This window comes from Ktedonobacteraceae bacterium, assembly GCA_035653615.1.
Lineage (GTDB): Bacteria > Chloroflexota > Ktedonobacteria > Ktedonobacterales > Ktedonobacteraceae > DASRBN01.
On record DASRBN010000021.1, the window covers coordinates 104,862 to 126,118 of the forward strand.

Below are 21,257 nucleotides of genomic sequence, written 5' to 3' on the forward strand. Positions count from 1 at the left end.
ACCCGAAATGGAGCCAGATCAATTTTTCGATAAACTCAGTAGATTTAAACGCCAATCCAGCAAGAGCTTATTGACGGTGAGAGCAAAGCAGGTATCTTTGATGTACCTGCTTTGCTCTTGATCGCCGAGCAAATGCCTCTTTTTCGTCTTAGCTATACTCCTCGGTGAGCGTCTGTACGGGGCTGTTGTTTATGTTCGCATAGGATCCCACGGCCCAGAGGTTGGAAGAGCTCACTGCTGCCACACTATTCAGGAAGTTTTGAGCTGTCCCAGCATTAGGACTGGGGACGGTTTTCCAGCTTTTCCCATTCCAATGTTCGATCAGTGTCTGGCCAGCAGTATTGTTATTCGCATAGGCTCCCACGGCCCAGAGGTTGCTGCCACTTATCGCGGTTACTCCTATCAGGGAGTTTTGAATTGTCCCCGGGTCAGGACTGGGGACGATCTTCCAGCTTTTCCCATTCCAGTGTTCAGTCAGCGTTTGGGTAGGTGGGCTAGAGGGAGCACCAGAATACCCTACCGCCCAGATGCTGCTAGCACTGACGGCAGCTACTCCAGAAAGTTGGTTGGGAACGGTTCCTGTGTCTGGGCTGGAGACGACCTGCCAGCTTTTCCCATTCCAGTGTTCAATCAGCGCCTGGTTGGTCCCATTGCTGTTTTGATAGGATCCCACGGCCCAGATGTTCGTGGAACTGACAGCCGCTACGCCATTGAGGAAGTTGCTACCAGTCCCAGCGTCAGGGCTTGGTATGATCTTCCAGCTTTTCCCATTCCAGTGTTCGATCAGTGTCTGGTCGGTGCCACTACTGTTACGGGTATATCCTACCGCCCAGATGTTGGTTGCACGGATGGCCACCACTCCGACGAGTTGGTTGTAGTCCATCCCAACATCAGGACTGGAGACGACCTGCCAGCTAGTGCCATTCCACTGTTCAATCAATGTCTGGCTAGGACTACTGCCGTTTTGATAGGATCCTACGGTCCAGATGTCGCTGGCATTGACAGCCGCCACACCATTCAGGGAGTTGTCCGTTGTCCCAGGATCAGGGCTGGAAACCACCTGCCAGCTGGTGCCATTCCACTGTTCAATCAATGTCTGGGTGCTGGTGCTATCATAGATTCCCACAGCCCATACATTATTCGCTGAAACGACAGTTACTCCGTTCAGGTCGTTGAAATTTGTGCCGGGACTCGGGCTAGAAACCACCTGCCAGGAGGCGGCCTGGACAGGTGGTGAGCCGAGCAGGAAAAGTGTAACCAGCAGAGCCAGGAAAGTGGCAGTCGAACCTCTCTTCATATATGCCTCCCCTTCTGAGATTTAAGATGTGACGAATTGCAGCACCGCCGTGGGGGCAAAGTAAATGCGATCACCATTGTTGAGCGTGAGGTGGTCGATGCGCTGGCCGTGGTAGAGCATGCCGTTCAGGCTGTCCGCATCCTCGATCACCCACCCCCCGTTCTCCTGGCGTATCCTGGCGTGCAATCGCGATACACGCTGCGAGGGTATTTGCACATCATTTGATGACAGCCGCCCAACGGTCATGATGGGTTTGTTAAGCGCTCGTTCGCCGATGACTCTGCCGTCCAGCTCGATTCGTACACGCGCTTGCTGGGGAAGGGCAGGCAGCACTACCTGCTGTTGCTGTTGGCGCTGCCGGCCGTTTCCATCCGGGCGCGCAGGGGCATAGATGGGCGGCTGCGGTTGGCCGAGCGGTGGGGGCGAGAATGGCACGTTTTGTCCTGCCGGAGGCACCGGTACAGCGGCAGCCTGGAAACCGGCCGGGCGTGGTGGCTGTGCTGGCACCTGTTGCCGCTGCCATTGCTCGTAGGCATCCAGCGGCACGAAGGCCGAACGGATAATGGACTTCTCGGCGGCCTTTTCCAGGTTATAGCGGTTCTGCTCCGCCAGCAGCGCCGCGAAGACCCCACCTCTGCGCTTCAACTCCTGGAATGTTCCCTGCTCGGCAATCTGTCCATTCTTGAGTACGATGATCTCCTCGACATTGCCCAGTGTGCTCAGACGGTGTGAAATCATGATCACCGTGCGTCCAACAATCAATGTTTCCAGCGCGTGTAGCACCTCGGACTCCGATTCGACATCCAGCGCGGCGGTCGGTTCATCCAGGATGAGGATGGGGGCATCGCGCAGGATGGCGCGCGCGATAGCCATACGCTGGCGCTGGCCTCCCGACAGATTCTTGCCCTGTTCGCGAATCATGCCATCATAGCCGCCGAGGTCGCGTATGATAGTCTCGTGAATGTTGGCCTTTTTCGCCGCCTCGATCACTTCATACAGCGGCGCGCCGGGCTTGCCAATGGCAATATTTTCGGCCACCGTCCCCTCAAACAACACCGAGTCCTGTAACACCATGCTCACATTTTGCCGTAGCACAGTCAGCGGGTAGGCGCGGTTATCAACGCCGTCAATCTTCACCGAACCCTGCTGAATTTCATAAAAGCGTGGGATCAGCTTGACCAGCGTTGTTTTACCGCCGCCGGAAAGGCCGACGAGCGCGACCTTCTTTCCCGCGGGAATATGCAGGTTGATACCCTTGAGGATAGGTTGATCTGCCGCGTAGCCAAAGACGACATTCTCAAAGCGAATATCGCCTTTCAGCTTGGTTGGCCCGGCATAGGGCGTCTTGCTCTCTAATACTTCTGGCGCCTGGTCCAGCACCTCTTGAATGCGTTCCGCGCCGGATGCGGCAGTGCCATAAAGGGCAGTCAGTTTAGAAAGGTCGCGCATCGGCTGGTAGAGCAGGCCAAGGAAGATGAGGAACAGCACCAGCGTGCCGATATCCACGCTAGCGGCCGGAATGGTGAAAAAGCCGAGTCGAAAAGCGTTACCGGCGGCGACGTAGCCTCCGACACCGATGACGGCCGCCGTACCCAGTGATACCAGGAAGCTGACGAGAGGAGCGAATTGCGCCTGCAGGCTACCGGCGCGCAATCCTGCCTTGCGGTTCTTATCGACGTAATCGCCAAAGCGCAGCGCTTCCCTCTCTTCGCGCGTGAAGACCTTGATCACGGTGAGCGCGTTGATATCTTCGGTCGCTACATCCGCGACCTGGCCCGATGCCCTGGCCGCCGTCTTCGTAGCCGCCTTGATGTTCTTCGTATAGCCCAGCGTAATCATGAACAAAGCGGGCACAATCGTCAGCGCGATGACGGTGTAGGCTGAGCTGAGGAAGAGCATGACGGCCACAATCACTGTCAGCGTCAAAACGGCGGCGAGCAGGTCTACCAGGCCATCGGTGACGAGTTTCTCGATGTCGGCGATATTGCCGGTGATGCGTTGCACCAGATCGCCTTTCTTCTGCTTGCCATGCCAGTCGAGCGATAGGCGTTGCAGGTGTTCAAACAACTGGTTGCGCAGTCTGGCCGTCAAATGTTGCGCGATATAACTCGCGAGGTAGAGGTCCAGGTAGGCCAATAACGCGGATATTGTGCCAAAGACGATGAGCATCAATACCGAAAAGATGATCACACCGTTGGTACTATGATGGGTAGTGACTAATATGGGATTTGGGTCCGAGGGTGAAATGGGACATGGCGTCAATCCTGGCGTCTGATTTGGACCGTTTGGCGTCAATGGAGCAAGCGATGGATCAAACAGGGGGATGTCGAATTTATCGAGTAAGGGATTGAGAAAGCCGAAGGTGCAGGCTGGATCGTTACCAGCATTGGTGACCTTGGCCGGAATAAATTTGAGGGGGAATGCAGCGGCTATAGTGCTGACTACCTGCAAAACGGTCACTATGATGGCAAGTGCGATGAGCAGGCGGAACCCTTTCAGGTTGCGAAAGAGAAATTTGAATAATAACATTACATCCTCCTGAAGTTAGTTGAGAGGCATGCCGCGATCTCATCAAGCATGGCAGACAGTTCTTTGGGTCGCGGGCTATTAAGGCGATTGACACGCCGGGTAGCGATTTTGAAGATGAGCGCGGCTTCATAGAGCTGGGAGCGCTCGAGAATACCCTGGATAGCTTCCTCTGATGTGTCCAGATCGCGCATAGCTTGCGCGTAGGTTGAGACAAATTCGTGACTTGCCGCCTCGAACCATTCGCGCATGCCGGCACGCCTGTACCAGAGTCCGTTTGGGCGCAGGTAGGCCAGAAAATAGCCAACGTCCAGCGCAGCATCCGCCAGGCAGAAACCATCAAAGTCAACCACGAACACCTGGTGGCTGTGGAAGAGCAGCTGGCTCGGCTTAAAGCCCCCGTGTGCCGGTCGATACATATCTGGTTCGAGCATTTCCAGTCCGCTCGCCAGTTGCTCCGCGAGTTGCTGCACTACTTCGGCCTGCGCGGGGTTATGAGCGGCGATGAGCGCGGCTCGCTCGCGGGCGCGCCTGGCTTCTTTGGAACCCCTGCGTGGTCCGGTTTCATTCGCTCGCACTGCGCTGTTGTGCAGGCGAGCCAACGCAATCGCCGTCATACGCAGTTCTTCGACGGGAATCGTGATGGCAACGATTTCGCCACCTTGTCCGCGTTCGATGGCGGGCTGCATTGCCTGCGTTCCGGTGATAGCTCGCTCCTGCGGATCAGCAGGTTGTATGGCTTCATTCAATGTGATACCCAGGTCGGCAAGCAGCCCAAGTGGTCGTGGCAGTATAGGCGACCGCAATTCCTGGCCGGCTGTGCGGTTGCCAGGCATAGCCACTTGCTCATCATAGAGCCGCTGCTGCAATGCCTGCACAGCCTGAGCCTGCTGTGGGTCAGCGTATACTTTGCCGTAGAGAATCATCTGCCGGAGTTCCTCCCCCTGTGCCAGCGTAAGATGGTAGCGCACCACGCAGCGGCTGGCCGGCTTATAGCGCACTGCCTCCGCCCTCGCATTCACAAGCCGCCAATCATTATCTTCAAGCAGTGTTCGCGCTGCTTGCTGGAGTGCGGCAAATACCGGGCCTTCCTGACTCGTATCGCAACTTGCTGCCAGCGCGGGCAATCCGTTGTCTGCCGGGAAAGCCTGAACCGATAGACCCAGTTCCTCGGCGCGCAGCACACCCGATGGTTGCACTTCTAGCGCTGCTTCCTGTGCCTCACCCCTATCAAAACGAATATACGCGCCATCCAGTGCTTTTTCGTCCAGCGTCAGGCTGACTAACCGTTGCGGGTCCTGTGTATGCCCGGCGCCGCGGTATCCCGGCTTATCAACCGCATAGATTACCGCCAGTCCGCGTGCCGGTTTACGACGCAGGTAGCGCACAAATAATCCCACCTGCTTGCCAGGTTCTGATGATAGAGGCTGGTGAGCGCGCTCAAAAAGGCTAATAACAATACCCGGCAAATCTATAATAGAAACAGTTGATTGAACCAGCTTTTCCACCAGCTTGACCAGGGCGCGGTCGGCCCCAGGGACGCCACGAAAACCGGGAAAGCCGTTGACATCGACAATGATTGGCCCTTTTGCCGTCATCAGTAGATCGACACCATAGAGGCGCATATTGAAGATGCGACCGATCTCCAGCGCAATATGTGCCCAGTCTGCCGGCAGCTCATCTGCTGGAATGACGAAATCTTCTTTTGATGCCTCCGGTTCTAGCGGCGTGCGGCGACGCGCAGCGAAGATCTGCTGGTCAATAACCCACAGCTTGATATCCCATCCGTCGCCGGCGGCGTATTCCTGGAGCACCACCGGCTCCTCACTCCAATTGTTTGCCAGTTCTTCCAATTGCTCCCTGCCGCGAACCAGTGCGACGAGGTCTCCACGATGGCTGAAACGACTTTTAAGGATCACAGGGAAGCTCAGCTTCGCAAGAAAAGAAGTGTTTGAAGCAAGTGCCTTCAGGCTCTCAAAGCTGACGGTATGCGGCCAGGGCAGGTTTGCCTCACGCATGCGCTGAGCCATCAGAACGCGATCCTGGCATGTTACTGAGGAGGCCCAGCTATTGACGACGAGCGCGCCCTGCTGCTCCAACGCGCGCGCAACTTCCAGCGCCTGTGGCGCGTGCGATTTCAACAGGTAGAGGTCCGCTCGCGGGTATTGTGCCTCCTCCGCAATGGCCTCTTTACCGGTGAGTGGGCGCACATCCAGCAGGCGTATCGTGTGATTGCTACGTAATGCTTTCAAGACTGGCGCGATCACCGGATGACGAGGTGTTTCCGGGTTATCCATAATCAGGCAAATGTGCATATCTTTCACTCCTTAAGACAGCATATTATTGCAGCTTTGCGCAAAAAAAGAAACCCAACCAGTACTTTGCCTGATCTTCAATCCCTGATAACCGGTTTTAGAAGAAATAGATTGGGCCACCATAAGCGCTCCTTACATCTTTTGAAATCTCTTTGCCGAAGGGATATGTTTGCTTCTACTACCTTATATTATTGATCAGAATGAATGGGTTTGCGATGATGCATTTCACGCGAACAATGTGAATATTTACCGCCTGCCGGGGAAGGCGACCAGGGAGTTCACAAGGTAACGCTCTTACCAGAACTATATTCGTTCAAAATGTCGTCGCAGCTCGGCATAGGGTTCTTGCAAGTGTTCTTGTGCGACGAGAGCCTCAACCTTTTTTTGCAGAGCTTCCCTATCCGTGTGCCCTATGCGCCGATCCAATGCCAATGCTTCTACCCATACGCTAAGAGCTTCAGAGTACTGTTGCTGCGCTAGATACAGCTCTCCCAGGCGATGCAAGATTGCGCAGCGTTCGGGAGTAATATTCAATTCGTTGGCAATGTCGGTGGCCTCCTGATAAAAATGCTGGGCAGCGGCAAAATCCCCCATGAGTCGCGCTATATCGCCCAGGCCACGCAGCGCCCTGCACTCGAATTGGCGCGCACCCTGCGAATGTGCCAGAGCAAGCGCTTGCTCGTATTGTTCCCTGGCCACCATAAAGGCGCCCTCTTGCTGCGAAAGCGCCGCCAGGGCATTTAATGTTCGCGCCTGGTCTATACTATCTCCAATACTTTTGAAGAGCGTCATAGCATCTTCATAATACGTGCGAGCAAGCTCCAGATTGTGCTGCTTACGTGCGATATCCCCTTTTACTCGCAAGGCCCATCCTACCCCGCGGTCTGCCCTATTCTCACGGAAGATCGCCAGCGCTTCCTGGCTTGACGCTTCGGCCTGTTCGAATTTTCCCTGGTCCACGTAGACAGCGCTGCGGTCGGTCAAGACCCAGCCCTGCCAGAAACGCAATCCCTGCATCGTAAAGAGTCGCAGTGCCTCTTCGTAATCCATCAGCGCTTCCGGGTAGCGACCAAAGGCTTCGTAAATGGTGCCGCGATCTCGCAGGGCCTGGGCAATCCCTTCATCGTTATGGAGCGAACGGAAGCTGTCGAGCGCGCGCTCAAAATAGTCAAGCGCTTCGGAATATCTTCCTGCCCCGCGATTGACCTCGCCCAAAACCAGGTGCATCCATGCTATGCCCCTGATATCGCCGGCTTCTCCAAAGAGTTCCAGCGCCTCCTCTGCATGGGCCCTGGCCTGCTGGAATTGTCCCTCTTCACGATAGAGCATCGCGAATTCGTAGAGCGCCCAGGCCTGCTCGTCCGGCTCATGCTGTTCGCGATGGAGCGCCAGGCTGCGTGTAAGGCAGCCGATTGCCGCTTCGTACTGCCCCTGTTGGCGCAGGATTGCTCCAAGACAGCATTGAAGTCGCCCTTCGCCCGTTTTATCATCCAGGCTTTGCGCGAACTGCACTGCTCGCCGCAGAATTGTGCGCAGTTCAGAGACTTGCCCATGACCGCATAATGCCCATGAAGCCTGTACCGCAAGGCGAACGGCTTTTCGCAGATCCTGTGGCTCTCCTGCTTCAACCAGGTGTTCGAAAGCGGCGAACCACTCCTCAGAGGTGGGATGCGGTCTGCTGCTGTAATAAGCGGCGGCGACCCGGTGTACGCGATGATGTTCGTCTGCCGGCAGCAGCGAATGGGCATATTTACGTACCTGCGTGTGGATGCCGTAGACGCGGCCATCAAATTGCATGAATGAAGCCTGCACCAGTTCATCGCGTGCAGTGCTCCAATTTTTTTGTAATTCTACCGGAATAGCAAGGGCGGATTCGGCCTCTTCAAGCTCAATGGGCGACCACTTTTGCAAGAGATGTTCTCCATCCATACGTTTAAAGGCTCGCAACGCATCTGTCTTTCGCGGTTCAATCAAGAGCAGAATCTGTTCTGTCGTGAAAGGGAGTTTAAACGTTGATAGGTATGGAAGCAGCAACTGTGCCGGTTGCGAGAGAAGATGATACGCCACATCCAGAACGGCCCATACTCCCTCCAGAGGAGACTCGCGCAACACGTCGCGCACTTCCTCAAGGGGACGCGTCGCCGCTTGCGGTTGATACACCCGGCCATCAATCGAACGCGCCCTCCCCACAATGAGTTCAGCGCCAAGGGGATAGCCATCCAACAGGTCGCAAATCTCCTGTAAAATGGCTCTCTGTTCAGGGTCATCCAGGTGAATGCGTTCGGTGAGGCCATTTTCTTTTGCCAGTTCAGTAAAGAGATGAAGCAGGTCCTCGCTCGTCATTTTGTCGACCCGGTAGTCATACCAGTTGTAGTTTGCGCCGGCCAGGGCAGCAGCAATGGATGGATCGGAGTGTGAGGTGGCCAGAACCACGACCTGCTGCGGCAGCTTACTGAGGAATCGGTGCCACATCGTAACCGCTGTGCGCTCCTGAACTTCATCAAAGCGATCAAGCACCAGCAGGCACGGCATTTCCCGGTTATCCAGCGAACGAAACGCCGAGAGAACTACTTGCTCGGCATAGTGTATATCGGATGAATGTATGGCATTGATGACAACATGCAGTTGATGCGCGATCTCCAACAGCGCATCAATGAAAGATCTGCCTCCCTGCAAAGAAACGCCAATAATGCCGCCAGGAAACTTCCCCTTATTGAGCCTTGCCGCCTCGAATGCCAGCGCGCTCTTACCGATCCCTGCCGGGCCAACCAGCGCAATATGATGAACTCCCTGGCTCAAGCGAGGCTGGCTTCGCGACTCAGTCCAATCATCATCTTCTCCAATTGCCTGTGAGAGCAGGGTTGTGATGTCGCGTAGTTCCAGAGTGCGGCCCACAAATGTGCTGGGGGCGCCCAGGTGAGCGAGCGGGTGATCAAGGTCTTCGTGACTCTCATGTGTACTCAGAAAAGCTACCGGTCCCTCCCTTCCCTCGACCACCTTGCGATATAACACGGGGATAAACCAGCCGTGAAATTTCTTGGCCGGCAACATTGCCTGGCGGGCGCGTGCCAGCGCTTCCTCCAACGTGCGCTCTTGAGCCAATGCGGAGTAGAAATGGAACATAAAAATAGGGCTGGCTTCATCCTGCAAATTGAACGGCATGGCTACGACTGCCGGCACCTGTGACATCACCAGCGCCGTTGCTAATGTAGCATTAACGGCGGGTCGCCTGCGCCTCTGGCGTGCCTTCTCGTCTTCTACTTTGGCCGTCTCGCAAGCAGAGAAAACGGCCAGGCGTACATCACTACTGATGAGTAGAGAGCGCAGCGTTTCCGTATCAACCAGCCTTGTCTTTCCCTCGTCGTCACAGAAACACAGGTACGTTTGCGCTTCTACACGATTCAGGGGCGTACCGCAAGCAGCGCAATTGCGGGCCGTGGGAGGGTTCAGTTCATCGCAATCTTCGGCGGGGCAGAGACGACCATAAGTACCGTGCCCATCAAAGTGGATAGCATAACAAGGAGCCATTTCTTCTCGCTCATCCAGCATACTGACGCCACCATACGAACTCAGATAATCGACCAGGTGGTCGTATGTCGCCGGCTCCAGGCGCTCTATGAACAGCAACCCTTTCTCTCGCAAAGGAGCGAGACCTCGAGCAAGCGCCTTAAAACTGCTCTCCGTTTCTAATGGGGGAAGATCACACGGGGATGCTCCTATATAGAGTAATTTCATCGGCGGATAGACCGGTAATTCTTCCCTTTTCGCGTTGTCCTCTATCATCAGGGCGCGTGTAAGGGTGAAAATACCGGAAGCAAGCAGGAAGTGCTCGCCGTTATGCAGTAGTTCCCACGGATAGCGCACAAACTCTTCGCATCCCGGAGCGAAACAGAGCGTCAGGGCGACGGTACCGCGCTTATGGAGCGTGCGCTGAATCACCTCGCGCATCACTATCCGAATAGAGCGGCTTGAAGATGCGCGAGAAGGTGCGGCTACATCTGATCCACATAACGCAAGAAAGAGTGTTTCCCCAATCTCACGTAGTTCTTCGTCCTCAATCAGTGAATTATTGAGCTTTCTGAGCAAGCGATTGAGCTGCGTAGGGGTATAAGGGTTGACAAAAGAACCTCTGATGGTACGCCCGGAGTGGCTCTCCTTTACCTGTAGTTCAATATTGCCACCCTCGCCCTTACGGAAAAGTAGCGTCACTGTCTCACGCATGTAATCGGCATCTCCCACAATCCAAAATACTGCTAAACGCCTGGACGCGATTGATCCGTTGAGGCGAGCGACCACAAGGGTACGCCGTTACGGGCCACAGTTAATTGAAGTAAATCGTCCAACAAGCAAATGCAGAAATACTCCTACCAGGCGTACCAGGTGCATCTTAATCAATGTAAGTATAACACAAGAATTGTATTATATGGAATAGGGAGCGCCGTGAAGGTTGAGGTGAGTTGGCGACCACAAAGGCCGATGAATCGGCGCTGGGCGCGATCAATCAGCCCCTACTCGCCCCAATATAGCTCCACTTTGCCAAAACGAACCCGATCTCCAACCTTGACGCCTGCATCTTCCAGCGCCTTCGTGACTCCCATCTTAGCGAGAGTCACCTGCAAACGGTCCATGCTTTCTTCGCTCTCCTGGTTCGTCATATTCACTGTCCGCTCGACACGTTTGCCTCGCACAACGTAGACGCCCTGTTCTTTCGTGATCGTAAAGGCATCCTGCGGTTGTGGACGTAAGACGGTTTCCTCCATACCGGTAATGGATTGTTCCGCGGCCCGTTCCGCCTCTTCCTGTCGTATTTCCTGCAACCTGCGCGCGGCGAACTGCATGAGTTCATCGACGCCTTGATGAGTAACGGCGGAGATGGCAAACACGGGATAGCCTGCCGCCTGGGCTTTGGCTTTCAATGCGGGCCAGCGCTTCTGCGCATCCGGCAAATCCATTTTGTTCAACGCGATAATCTGCGGGCGCGTTGCCAGGTGTTCATCGTATTCTCGCAATTCGCGGTTGATCGCCTCAAAATCCTGCCAGGGGTCGCGTTCGAATGACGCCCCATCAAGCATATGGATGAGCAGGCGCGTTCTCTGCACGTGGCGCAAAAATTCGTGACCAAGACCAACCCCTTGTGCGGCTCCCTCGATCAGCCCGGGAATATCGGCCAGCACAAAGCTGGCATCATCTCCGCTGCCAGGTTGACCTATCACCACCACTCCCAGGTTTGGTGTCAGTGTCGTGAAAGGGTAATCGGCGATCTTCGGCTCTGCTGCCGAGACGACAGAAAGCAGTGTCGATTTACCGGCATTGGGGTAACCAACCAGCCCAACGTCCGCAATCAAACGTAGTTCGAGCAGCAGCCAGCGTTCTTCGCCCGGCTCTCCACGCTGTGCCTCTCGCGGCGCCTGGTGTGTTGCCGTCGCAAAATGTACGTTACCCAATCCGCCGCGTCCGCCGCGTGCAACCATCACGCGCTGGCCATCCTCTACCAGGTCTGCGATCAATTCACCTGTACTGGCATCGCGAATAATGGTGCCCGGTGGTACTTTGAGTACAATATCTTCCCCTTTCGCGCCGTGCATCTTCTGTCTGGCGCCCGCCCCTCCAGCTGGCGCCTTGAAATGCTGGTGATAGCGATAATCAATCAGCGTATTCAGATTGGGGTCTGCCTCAAAATAGATGCTACCTCCCCTTCCACCATCGCCTCCATCCGGGCCACCATAGGGCACGAACTTCTCGCGGCGGAAGTGTATAGAGCCGTTTCCCCCATCCCCTGCCTTCACGTAAATTTTTGTATGATCGTAAAACATAATCTATCCTTGTGGTGTGAGAAACACCGTTTTTTTTGCCGTGGGTTTGAGTATATCATATTTTTGGGGGAAAGAGCTATTGCCAACAGGGAATTTCAGGCCGCGTTTAAGCGACGGTAGGTGACCTGAGCCGGTAATCCATGGGTGTATTCGATGGAACCAGGCTCGATCCAGAACCACCGGGTGATGATGGAGTTACATTCCATGTGCCATAGCCTCCTGCGCCGTAGTTGCATTGATTATTCACATAGCTGCAATAGTTGCCCGACATAGAGCCATTCTGTTGCACGGTGCCCGTGAAGAAGAGAGGTGGATTGCCATGCGAACCCTGTACCAGGAACTGAATATAATTTTTGTTTGTCACGTATCCTGTAAAGGAATTGCTGCCGATGAGCGGCGGCGATACGCTGAAGTAGCCGCTGATAGTCCCCTGGCTCTGGTTTATCGAAAGCGACATAGGCGCGCTCGTAGGGGGACGCGTAAGGTCATCGACAATCGTGCCGTTATAGTTTCCCGCCACATTTGGAATGCCCGGCGCGGGAATCGGAGTAGGCGATGGGGTTGGCGAAGGACTGGGACTTGGCTGAGTTGTGGCGGTGGCTGTAGGTGAAGGAGTCGATGCATGAGTAGCTACCGGTGTTGGCGTAGACTTGTGCTGAACGTGCGGCGTCGGGGTTATGCCGGATACCTGTCCATGATGACCCACCAGAGATGGCAACAGTAGGGCCAGGGCGACACCCACAATCGACAATGCGAGGACCAGAAGCAGCAACGCGCCAATGCGATTGCGTCGTCGTCGCGGCGATTTTTGCAATGAGACTGTCGTAGCCTGCTCAACCTGCGGTCTGTTGCGTTCTCCCTGCGCTGGAGCGGATTGGGCTACTGGTTTAGCAATGACGACAGGCTCAGGCAGAGGCTCGACAAGTGGTTCGGCATTCAACGCTTCCCAGAATGCTCCGGCGCTTGCGAAACGCGCGTTGCCGTCGATAGCCATCGCCCGGTAAACCGCCTGCTCAATATGGCGTGGAATAGTCGGCACGTACTGGTGAATTGGCTCCAATGGGTCAGTTCCCTTACTGCCCTGCTGAGTCGCACGGAAGAAAGCGTCCACCGGTACAGCTCCTGTCAGCAGCGCGTAAATAGTAGCTCCCAGCCCATAGATATCTGTGCGTGTATTCGTACCGATCCCGTATTGTTCAGGAGCGCCGTAGCCAGGAGACGCGTGACGTATGGCTGTTGTGGTGGATTCCGGATCGTATTCTTTGGCAATGCCGAAATCGACCAGAACGCTTCCAATCCCAGAAGTGGGCACAATGATATTAGCGGGCTTGATATCGCGGTGTATGATCGGTGGGTGCTGTTGATGCAGGTAGTCGACAGCCTGCATGATAGGACCCATAATACTGAGTACTTGCTGCACCGGGAAACGTTTGTTGGGCTGCTTCTGGCGCAACATTTCCAGATTTGGCCCCTCGACGTAATCCATCAACATGTAGGCGCGATCTTTTTTGGGGTCTTCGAAGACATAGTAGACACGCGGAAGCGCAGGATGATCCAGCCGCTTCAGAACCTCGGCCTCAAAGACGAAGCGCGCCCGTTCGCGTTTATTGGGGTCGACGACTTCTTTCAGGGCAAACAAATTGTGGTGGACCCGTTGATCCCTTACCAGGTAAACGGCACCGAATCCCCCTTTGCCGAGCAGGTCCTCCACGATATAACGGTCGCGCACGACCGTACCAATTGGGAGCGTACTTTGTACCTCTTGCACTCTGCACCTCACACAACATGCTTGTTCATCTCATCACATTATTATAGTGCAAGAGATTTGTCCATTAGCAAGCTCAAGGGTTAAAATTAAGGATTCACCGACTATTTATAATCTTCCTCTAAGGTTCACCTTGCCCCACACTCGTGATCAAGCGAGCATCACGAGTGTATGTGAAGTAACTCCATGCCCACTGAAAGATCGCAACCAGTCGATTGCGGAAACCTACCAGGAAGTAGATATGTACCACAAGCCACAACAACCAGGCAATGAAGCCTGTAAGATGAAATGGACCTATATCTACAATAGCATAGGAGCGCCCGACGGTGGCCAGATTCCCCTTATTGAAATAATGGAAAGGCCTGGTTAGCTCTTCACCTGCAACGCGTCTCTTGATGACTGAGGCGACGTAGCGGCCTTCCTGAATCGCCACCGGAGCCACACCCGGTAGTGGTTTACCATTCTGCTGCAAAGTGGCGGTATCACCTATCACAAAGATATTCGGGTGTCCGGGAACGCTCAGGTCGCTTGCGACTTTGACGCGCCCCGCACGATCCACCTCTGCATGAAGCCATTTCCCGGCAGGTGATGCGCCAACTCCCGCGGTCCATATGATAGTATCCGCGACGATGTGTTCTCCGGGAACGGTAACGCCATGCTCGTCGATATCTAACACAGGTGTGTTCGTTCGCACTTCTACACCCATGCGAGCTAGCCTCTTTTGCGTTTTACGCGCCAGCGATTCGGGAAAGGCGTTTAATATACGCGGCAAAGCCTCGATGAGTATGATGCGGGTCTTCCTGGGATTGATATGGCGAAATTCTGATGCCAGGGTCTTGTGAGCGAGTTCGGCAATGGCTCCGGCCATTTCAACTCCCGTCGGTCCGGCTCCAACCAGCACAAACGTTAAAAGCTCCCCAATTTTCGCCGGATTCGTCTCTAATTCGGCAGACTCAAACGCCAGTAATATCTTTTGCCGGATAGCCCTTGCGTCTTCAATCGTTTTTAATCCACATACATATTGCGCCCATTCGTTATGGCCAAAGTAGTTATCCTGCGCGCCGGTTGCCAGTACCAGGTAATCGTATGGAAGCGAGCGGTCTCCCATCATTACTCGTTGCTGCTCGATATCTATGCCCGTCACTTCAGCCATCACTACTTCGGTGTTTTTTTGCTTTCGAAGAATATGCCGGATAGGCGAACTGATATCGGCAGGGGATAAGCCTGCCGTGGCGACCCAATACAACAATGGCTGGAACAGGTGATGATTTGTACGATCTATCAACGTTACACCAACGGGAGCATCTCGCAGCCCTAGAGCTACGTGCAGCCCGCCAAATCCCGCTCCAACGATTACCACGCGAGGTATTACGCGAGGTAGGTGTTCTTCAACTGCTTCGATAGTAGCCGGCGCAATCATTTCGTCTCTGCCTATGTCGCTATTTTGTACTTCAGTCATAGCGGTCTCCTTCCCGGTAATAGTTTTCTTCCCAACAATAGCTTAAGCCAGAAAGAGATGATGATCAAGGAGATCAATACTCCTGGTTTTTTTTAGTCACATATCTTCTTCTTTGCTCCCACCGGCAGCTTTCATGTGGGTAACCCTTTTGACGCAATTGAGGGCAATCAGGATATAGAAAATGTCTATAAAGAAGAGAATAACGAAGGACATCTTATAATTTTAATATGGAACACATTGACACTTTTTTCGAACCGCTTTCGTGTAAAAAAAAGTGTCCTTGCCTGGTTAGTGATGAGATATCCTATTTATCCCATCATTTTAGTAATCAGGCAAACATAAAAATTGTAGGGAAGCATATTAATAGTAGCGATGAGTAAAAAGCTGACGGACAGATAAACTGCTCGCCGCTATTGATGCAGTCGAAAGGAGCTAATTGGTGACAACGACAGGAAACCCGATTGTTGCAGCAATTTTTCAAACCGAGGATCAGGCCAGGCAGGCTATGAATGACCTCCAGCAGGCTGGATTTAGCAATGACCAGATCCGCTATTCCGTACACCGGGGTGGAACCGGGATCACCGATTCCCTCATGAATTTAGGACTTTCACAACAAGACGCTAATTTCTATAACAGTCAGTTTGAAGCTGGAAAGACCATCGTTACTGTCAACACAAATGATCGCCAGCAGGAAGCCTGCAATATTCTAACGCAAGATGGCGGACAGAGCGCCAATGCGAACTACGGCACAACAATGGGTACAACTGCACAGACCGCGAGTAATCGGGTTGCGAACAATGTTGACCAGGCCGCGAAGAATGTTGCCCAAACAGCGAGTGCTACGACCGGCCAGGGCGCGAATGCTGTTACCGGTAATCAGACCGAAAGCGTACAGCTACGCGAGGAGCAGTTGCAGGTGAACAAGCAACCGGTACAAACCGGCGAGGTTGGACTACGAAAAGAGGTCGTCACCGAGCAACAAACCATCAATGTTCCGGTGAACCGCGAGGAAGTGGTCATCGAGAAGCGTCCTGTTTCTGGCCAGCCCACCGATCAACCAATTGGCGAGGGTGAGACCATTCGCGTACCGGTAAGCGAGGAACAGGTCAATGTCACGAAGCAGACGGTGCCGACCGGCGAGGTCGCTATCGGCAAGCGCCAGGTGCAAGATACCCAGCAGGTTTCAGATACAGTGCGCCGCGAGGAGGCTCATCTGGTACAGGAAGGCGACGTTGATGTTGAGGGCGACAACATTCAAGATGTAACCGACCGGCAGCCATAAGTTGAAGCACTCAGGCTCTTCTGGAGCCTATTTACCTATGGACCTGATTCAACCGGGACGACCACATTCTTGCGGTCGTCCTGGCTCCTGTAGAGGCTGTCTTGCTACACATATTTTCAGGCAACGTTCCCTATCCCCCCTTATGAAATATTCGCTGCCACAGCGTTCTTCGTCCCTCTGACTGATTCGTAGCATCATCTTTCTGTTCGGCTCGTTTACCTGGTGCATCTGGGTGCATTACGGGTTCAAGGGGGCCAGTAGGAAGTTCTTCACTTCCTCTCACCGTCTCATTCGATATTGCCGGCGGGCGTTGATATTCATCCTGTTTATCCAGTTTCACCGGCGCTCTCTCGCTTCCTTGCGGGCTCATCTCCCCTGTTTGCTCTTGAACCTCTCCTGGCAATGGGTGCGTCGCTTCCAGGTCCAGGTAAGAAGGCCGCGTCGCCTGAGGCCGCTTAGGTGGACGAACAACAATGCCATCACGCCGTATTTGTGGCTGTGCTGGAGAAAATGGGCTGGCCTCAAATGGGCCACCGCTGGTTGGCGGCCCTCCTGATCCCAAAGAAGTAGGAGTAAAAATCGCTCCTGGCGTTCGCAATTGGAGGGCGCGTAGTTCTTGTGCCATTGATCCCGCGTCCGTGTAGCGATTGTCGCGATTCCTGGCCATGGCGGTCAAAATAATGCGTTCGAAGTCAGGAGCAACCTCTGGATTGATCGTGCTCGGTGGCTGGAGGACGCCTCCTACGATGGCCTGCGTCAATTCGGTCAGTGTCCGGCCCGTAAAAGGCCGCTGGCCGGTCACCATTTCGTAGAGTACTACACCGAGCGCGTAGATATCGCTGCGGTTGTCCAGCGTTTGTCCCCAGACCTGTTCAGGTGAGGAGTAATACAGGCTGCCTACCAGTGTCTTCGCCATCGTAATTTGCTGGTGTCCTGGCGCGCGTGCAAGTCCAAAGTCCATCACTTTGATTTTGCCCCAGCGATCCAGCATCAGATTCTCCGGCTTGATATCGCGGTGAATTACGTTGCGCTCTTTGTAGGCAAAATCCAGCGCATCAGCGATCTGGGCCCCATACTCTGCTGCCAGGTATTGTGGCATCATGCCGTCGATTTGCAGCAGGCTCCCTATCGTTGGCCCCTGCACATACTCCATCACGAAGTAGAGGAGGCCTCTTTGCTGTCCCGCGTCATAGATTTGCACAATATTTGGATGATTCAGTCCCGCGATGATCTGTGCTTCCCGGATGAATCGCGCTACATAGGAGGCATCTTTCGCCAATGTGCGTGGCAGCACTTTGATGGCAACCTCACGCCCAAGCGCAATTTGTTTGCCCCGGTATACCATCCCCATGGAGCCGTGTCCAATCTCTTCTTCCAACAAATATCCACCAAGGCTCTGACCGGCCAATTCGTTCATGTGGTTATCGTTTGCAGCGCAGGGACCCCAGGCAAGTTTTCACTGGGGGGGGAGCGCTGTCCTCCTTCCCTCTTAATACTTGTGTAAGAGCATTCCTCGCGGATACCCTACTCTCTCCTCTACTATGATTAAACGTACCTGTCCTATGAATATAGTTTACGCTATCCTCAGTACTTTTTTCTCATTCTCATCCGAAAAGGCTATTCACGATGGGGACAAGAAAAAAGAGGGGTTCCGTGATGTAGGGGCCGATTGATCGGCGGTGTGTACGATCAATCGGCCCCTACATCACGGAACCCCTCTTTATCCGTCTTTGTTGTCCTTAATCAAGGTAATCTTTAAGAATCCGGCTGGCTTGAGGATGGCGTAGCTTACGAATAGCGCGTTCCTCGATCTGGCGCACTCGTTCGCGCGTCACTTTCAACTTCTTCCCCACCTCTTCTAGCGTATGGTCGTGGTCGTCTACGAGGCCGAAGCGCAACTCGATCACCTGTCGCTCGCGCAGGGTCAGGTGAGTGAGCACTTTCCGGATCTCCTCGTGCAGCAGTTGCCTGTCCGTCAACTCAACCGGCCCGCGCTCGCGCATATCCTCGATGATGTCGCCCAGCGTATTTTCCTCTTCTTCGGAGAGAGGCGCATCCAGCGAGAAAACTTTCTCGGCCCATATAAGCAGCTCGCTCACCCGTTCTGGAGTCATGCCCAGCCGCTCGCCAATATTTTCAGGCGTCGGCTCACGTCCTAATTCCTGGTAGAGCTGCCGCGTCATGCGTTTCACGCGCATAACTTCTTCCATTATATACACAGGCAATCGCACTACACGCGTTCCCTCCAGGATAGCGCGTGTAATTGCCTGCTTGATCCACCATGTCGCATAGGTAGAGAATCGGAAGCCTTTCCGGTAGTCAAACTTTGTCACAGCCCGGATCAACCCGATATTTCCCTCACCAATCAAGTCCTCCAGCGACAGCCCCTGCCCCACATACTTCTTCGCAATGCTCACAACCAGTCGTAAGTTGGCCTCAATCAGCTGGTTACGCGCATCCTTATCCCCCTGCTCCGCCCGTTCAGCAAGATAGGTTTCCTTTGCTGCTGAGAGCAGCGAAATACGCGAAATCTCGCGCAGGTACAGGCGCAAACTGTCACTTTGCGCCAGGCTATTCAAGTCTGTTTCCTGCACAGCCTCGCGTTCTGGCTCCGCTGGTTTGTCGGCTTCAAACATGACTTCTTGTTCCAAATGCTTGCTCTCTTCTTTATTTACTTCCTCGCCGGGAGGAACGAGGAAACAGCCGCTTCCTGATATTTCGGTGTCATTTTATCACACCGTTGCGTTAGTGCAAACTGAAAGCATCATCATTTTTACGCATCGTATTCCAATTTCATATGTCTGCGCAAGGTATGCTATAAGCTCAGGGTCTCTGAAAAGGTTGTTGAGCGCGATGCATTGCCTCAAACGAATGACGCCTGTAGCCTATTGCCGGGATAGATATATATATACCTATCTCTTGCGCATACCATAGCATACCACACCTGGCCATATTCGACTGCACCTTATTTTCTCTTTTCGGCCAATTTTATAGTATCGACAGGCTTTTTCTTGCGCTTTGTAGAGAGCCGGTAATATCATATGTAACTGCTCAGGCCGTTGTATCGTAGATAGCTTTGAACGTTTATTGCTATAGAATAAGAAAGAATAAGCACCCGACGCCTACCGACCGGCAAATAATAGAGGACTATGAAATTGGCTGAAACACAACCATTACCTTCAGGGGTATTGATTGGTGGGCACTACAGAGTTGGTACCCTTATCAATACAGGCGGATTCGGTTCCGTTTACCGGGGAATTGATACCAGCGAGGGAGACCGCCCATGCGCTATCAAAGAGACCTATGATGTGACACCTGCTGCCCGTCGCCAGGCATTGATGGAGGCAGCGATTCTTTTCACTATCAAAAGCAAACATCTCCCCCAGGTCTATGATGCTTTTGAGGACAACGGGCGTTTTTATCTGGTTATGCAACTCATCGAGGGGGAAAATTTGTTGCAGTTGCTCAACCGGCGTGGTAAGCCTTGTAGCGAGCAAGAAGTTCTTACCTGGCTGCTTCCCATCATGGACGTGCTACAAGAACTGCATAGCCGTAGCGCCCCCGTCATGCATCGCGACATTAAACCGGCCAATATCATTCTCACTCCCGACCAGACCGCGGTGCTGGTCGATTTTGGGCTGACGAAGCTCTATGATCCCACGAAAGAGACATCTACCCTCGTTCGCGCTGTTTCGGAGGGCTTCAGTCCTGTTGAACAGTATATCGGCAAGACCAGCCCGCAATCAGATATCTATGCGCTGGCAGCGACCATGTATTTCTTGCTTACACAAACAACCCCTCCTGCCTCGATTGACCGCAGCGTGCAAGATTCGTTGATTCCCCCGCGTTTACTAAACCCTCTGATCTCTCCCAGGGTAGAGAGTGCGCTGCTCAAAGCTCTCGCTATTGACCCGGATCAACGTTTTCAAAGCATGCAAGAATTTGCCAGGGCATTACGCGAGCCAGCATTTCATGCTTACGCGGATGCGACTATTGCTGATCGGAGCATACAGGCTGTTTCTGGAATTGCTCCGAATCCTCGTGCCGGAATTGTCAACTCATACCCCGCGCCTTATTCCTCCTCGTTTAATCATTATCAATCCAACCAGTACCAGGTTCCTGCATACCAATCAACGCCGCCATCGCCTGTTTATCCGGTAGCGGCAACACCCAGACCTGGAACAGTTCCTGTCCAGCCGAAAGTGAAACGGGCCCAGGCTCCCATTATCGTGCATTTACCGAGCGCTTTCAACCAGGGTTGTCTCTGGGGCCTGCTCCAGGGTGTCTTATCCGCACTCATCGTGCTGTTCCTGCGCCAGGAGGTATTCTTTTATCTTGCTCTGCTGGAAGGATTTCTTTTCTACCTGCTCTCCGGTTTCTTCACCGTTCGTAAGGGAGGAGGCACGTACCGTGGAGCTTTGGCCGGGTTCTGGGCTGGCATTAGCAGCACCATCATCTTCTGGCTCGTATTTCCTTTCCTCCTGCTGATCTTGATTGCCCGGCGCATTCAACTCGATACTGCCAGCGCGAATAAGCGCGGCGTTGTGCTGAACTTCAACAAAGAATTCTCCCAGGCGCTGCAAGCGGTCGCGCCTGTTCTACCCAGCAATCATTCGACAACGCAGGCTCCCACAACGGGTATAATCATTTATCTCGGCGGCGGCCTGCTCTGTGCAATACTACTAGGACTGCTCGGTGGCTTCCTGGGAAAGCGCTCCTACAGGAGACGTTATTCCGTCTAAATCTTGACGATTTGTGATACTATCTTCCTCAGAATATCACAGCTGGAAAGTAGGAAAC

At 53.8% G+C, this 21,257-nt stretch carries 11 protein-coding genes; 2 read left to right on the forward strand and 9 right to left on the reverse strand.

The window, feature by feature from the left end:
- Positions 1 to 148 precede the first annotated feature (148 nt).
- The 7 genes from VFA09_11650 to VFA09_11680 form a co-directional block, all read right to left on the reverse strand.
- On the reverse strand, positions 149 to 1,297 hold the full coding sequence (locus VFA09_11650) for a hypothetical protein (protein HZU67921.1): 1,149 nt from the start codon (positions 1,295 to 1,297) through the stop codon (positions 149 to 151).
- Between the two features lie 21 nt (positions 1,298 to 1,318).
- Positions 1,319 to 3,826: an ABC transporter transmembrane domain-containing protein gene (locus tag VFA09_11655; GenBank protein ID HZU67922.1), complete on the reverse strand. Its 2,508-nt coding sequence runs from the start codon at positions 3,824 to 3,826 to the stop codon at positions 1,319 to 1,321.
- Entirely contained in the window at positions 3,826 to 6,138 is a 2,313-nt protein-coding gene (locus VFA09_11660) for a phosphotransferase (protein HZU67923.1), read from the reverse strand. Before VFA09_11660 ends, VFA09_11655 begins: the two co-directional genes overlap by 1 nt.
- Before the next feature lie 303 nt (positions 6,139 to 6,441).
- The gene (locus VFA09_11665; protein ID HZU67924.1) at positions 6,442 to 10,359 is read right to left on the reverse strand and encodes a tetratricopeptide repeat protein; all 3,918 of its coding nucleotides are present in this window, start codon (positions 10,357 to 10,359) and stop codon (positions 6,442 to 6,444) included.
- A 287-nt stretch (positions 10,360 to 10,646) separates the two neighbouring features.
- Positions 10,647 to 11,951, reverse strand: coding sequence for a GTPase ObgE (gene obgE, locus VFA09_11670; protein ID HZU67925.1), 1,305 nt, complete (start codon positions 11,949 to 11,951; stop codon positions 10,647 to 10,649).
- Between the two features lie 106 nt (positions 11,952 to 12,057).
- Entirely contained in the window at positions 12,058 to 13,719 is a 1,662-nt protein-coding gene (locus VFA09_11675) for a serine/threonine-protein kinase (GenBank protein HZU67926.1), read from the reverse strand.
- Positions 13,720 to 13,837: 118 nt separating this feature from the next.
- Positions 13,838 to 15,175, reverse strand: a complete 1,338-nt coding sequence (locus VFA09_11680; GenBank protein HZU67927.1) for an NAD(P)/FAD-dependent oxidoreductase — start codon at positions 15,173 to 15,175, stop codon at positions 13,838 to 13,840.
- A gap of 439 nt (positions 15,176 to 15,614) precedes the next feature.
- Between VFA09_11680 and VFA09_11685 the strand changes: the two genes are divergently transcribed.
- A complete protein-coding gene (locus VFA09_11685; GenBank protein ID HZU67928.1) occupies positions 15,615 to 16,457 on the forward strand; it encodes a YsnF/AvaK domain-containing protein in 843 nt (280 codons plus the stop codon).
- Positions 16,458 to 16,587: 130 nt separating this feature from the next.
- Here VFA09_11685 and VFA09_11690 read toward each other — a convergent pair whose 3' ends face one another.
- Both VFA09_11690 and VFA09_11695 read right to left on the reverse strand, forming a co-directional pair.
- On the reverse strand, positions 16,588 to 17,874 hold the full coding sequence (locus VFA09_11690; GenBank protein HZU67929.1) for a serine/threonine-protein kinase: 1,287 nt from the start codon (positions 17,872 to 17,874) through the stop codon (positions 16,588 to 16,590).
- A gap of 322 nt (positions 17,875 to 18,196) precedes the next feature.
- Positions 18,197 to 19,108, reverse strand: coding sequence for a sigma-70 family RNA polymerase sigma factor (locus VFA09_11695; protein ID HZU67930.1), 912 nt, complete (start codon positions 19,106 to 19,108; stop codon positions 18,197 to 18,199).
- 504 nt (positions 19,109 to 19,612) lie between these two features.
- Here VFA09_11695 and VFA09_11700 point away from each other — a divergent pair.
- Positions 19,613 to 21,199, forward strand: a complete 1,587-nt coding sequence (locus VFA09_11700; protein ID HZU67931.1) for a serine/threonine-protein kinase — start codon at positions 19,613 to 19,615, stop codon at positions 21,197 to 21,199.
- Positions 21,200 to 21,257 lie beyond the last annotated feature (58 nt).

Excerpts from the sequence above, each read along its gene's own strand:
- VFA09_11650 (HZU67921.1), bottom strand. The coding sequence starts at position 1,297 with ATGAAGAGAGGTTCGACTGCCACTTTCCTGGCTCTGCTGGTTACACTT.
- VFA09_11655 (HZU67922.1), bottom strand. The coding sequence starts at position 3,826 with ATGTTATTATTCAAATTTCTCTTTCGCAACCTGAAAGGGTTCCGCCTG.
- VFA09_11660 (HZU67923.1), bottom strand. The coding sequence starts at position 6,138 with ATGCACATTTGCCTGATTATGGATAACCCGGAAACACCTCGTCATCCG.
- VFA09_11665 (HZU67924.1), bottom strand. The coding sequence starts at position 10,359 with ATGCGTGAGACAGTGACGCTACTTTTCCGTAAGGGCGAGGGTGGCAAT.
- obgE (HZU67925.1), bottom strand. The coding sequence starts at position 11,951 with ATGTTTTACGATCATACAAAAATTTACGTGAAGGCAGGGGATGGGGGA.
- VFA09_11680 (HZU67927.1), bottom strand. The coding sequence starts at position 15,175 with ATGACTGAAGTACAAAATAGCGACATAGGCAGAGACGAAATGATTGCG.
- VFA09_11690 (HZU67929.1), bottom strand. The coding sequence starts at position 17,874 with ATGAACGAATTGGCCGGTCAGAGCCTTGGTGGATATTTGTTGGAAGAA.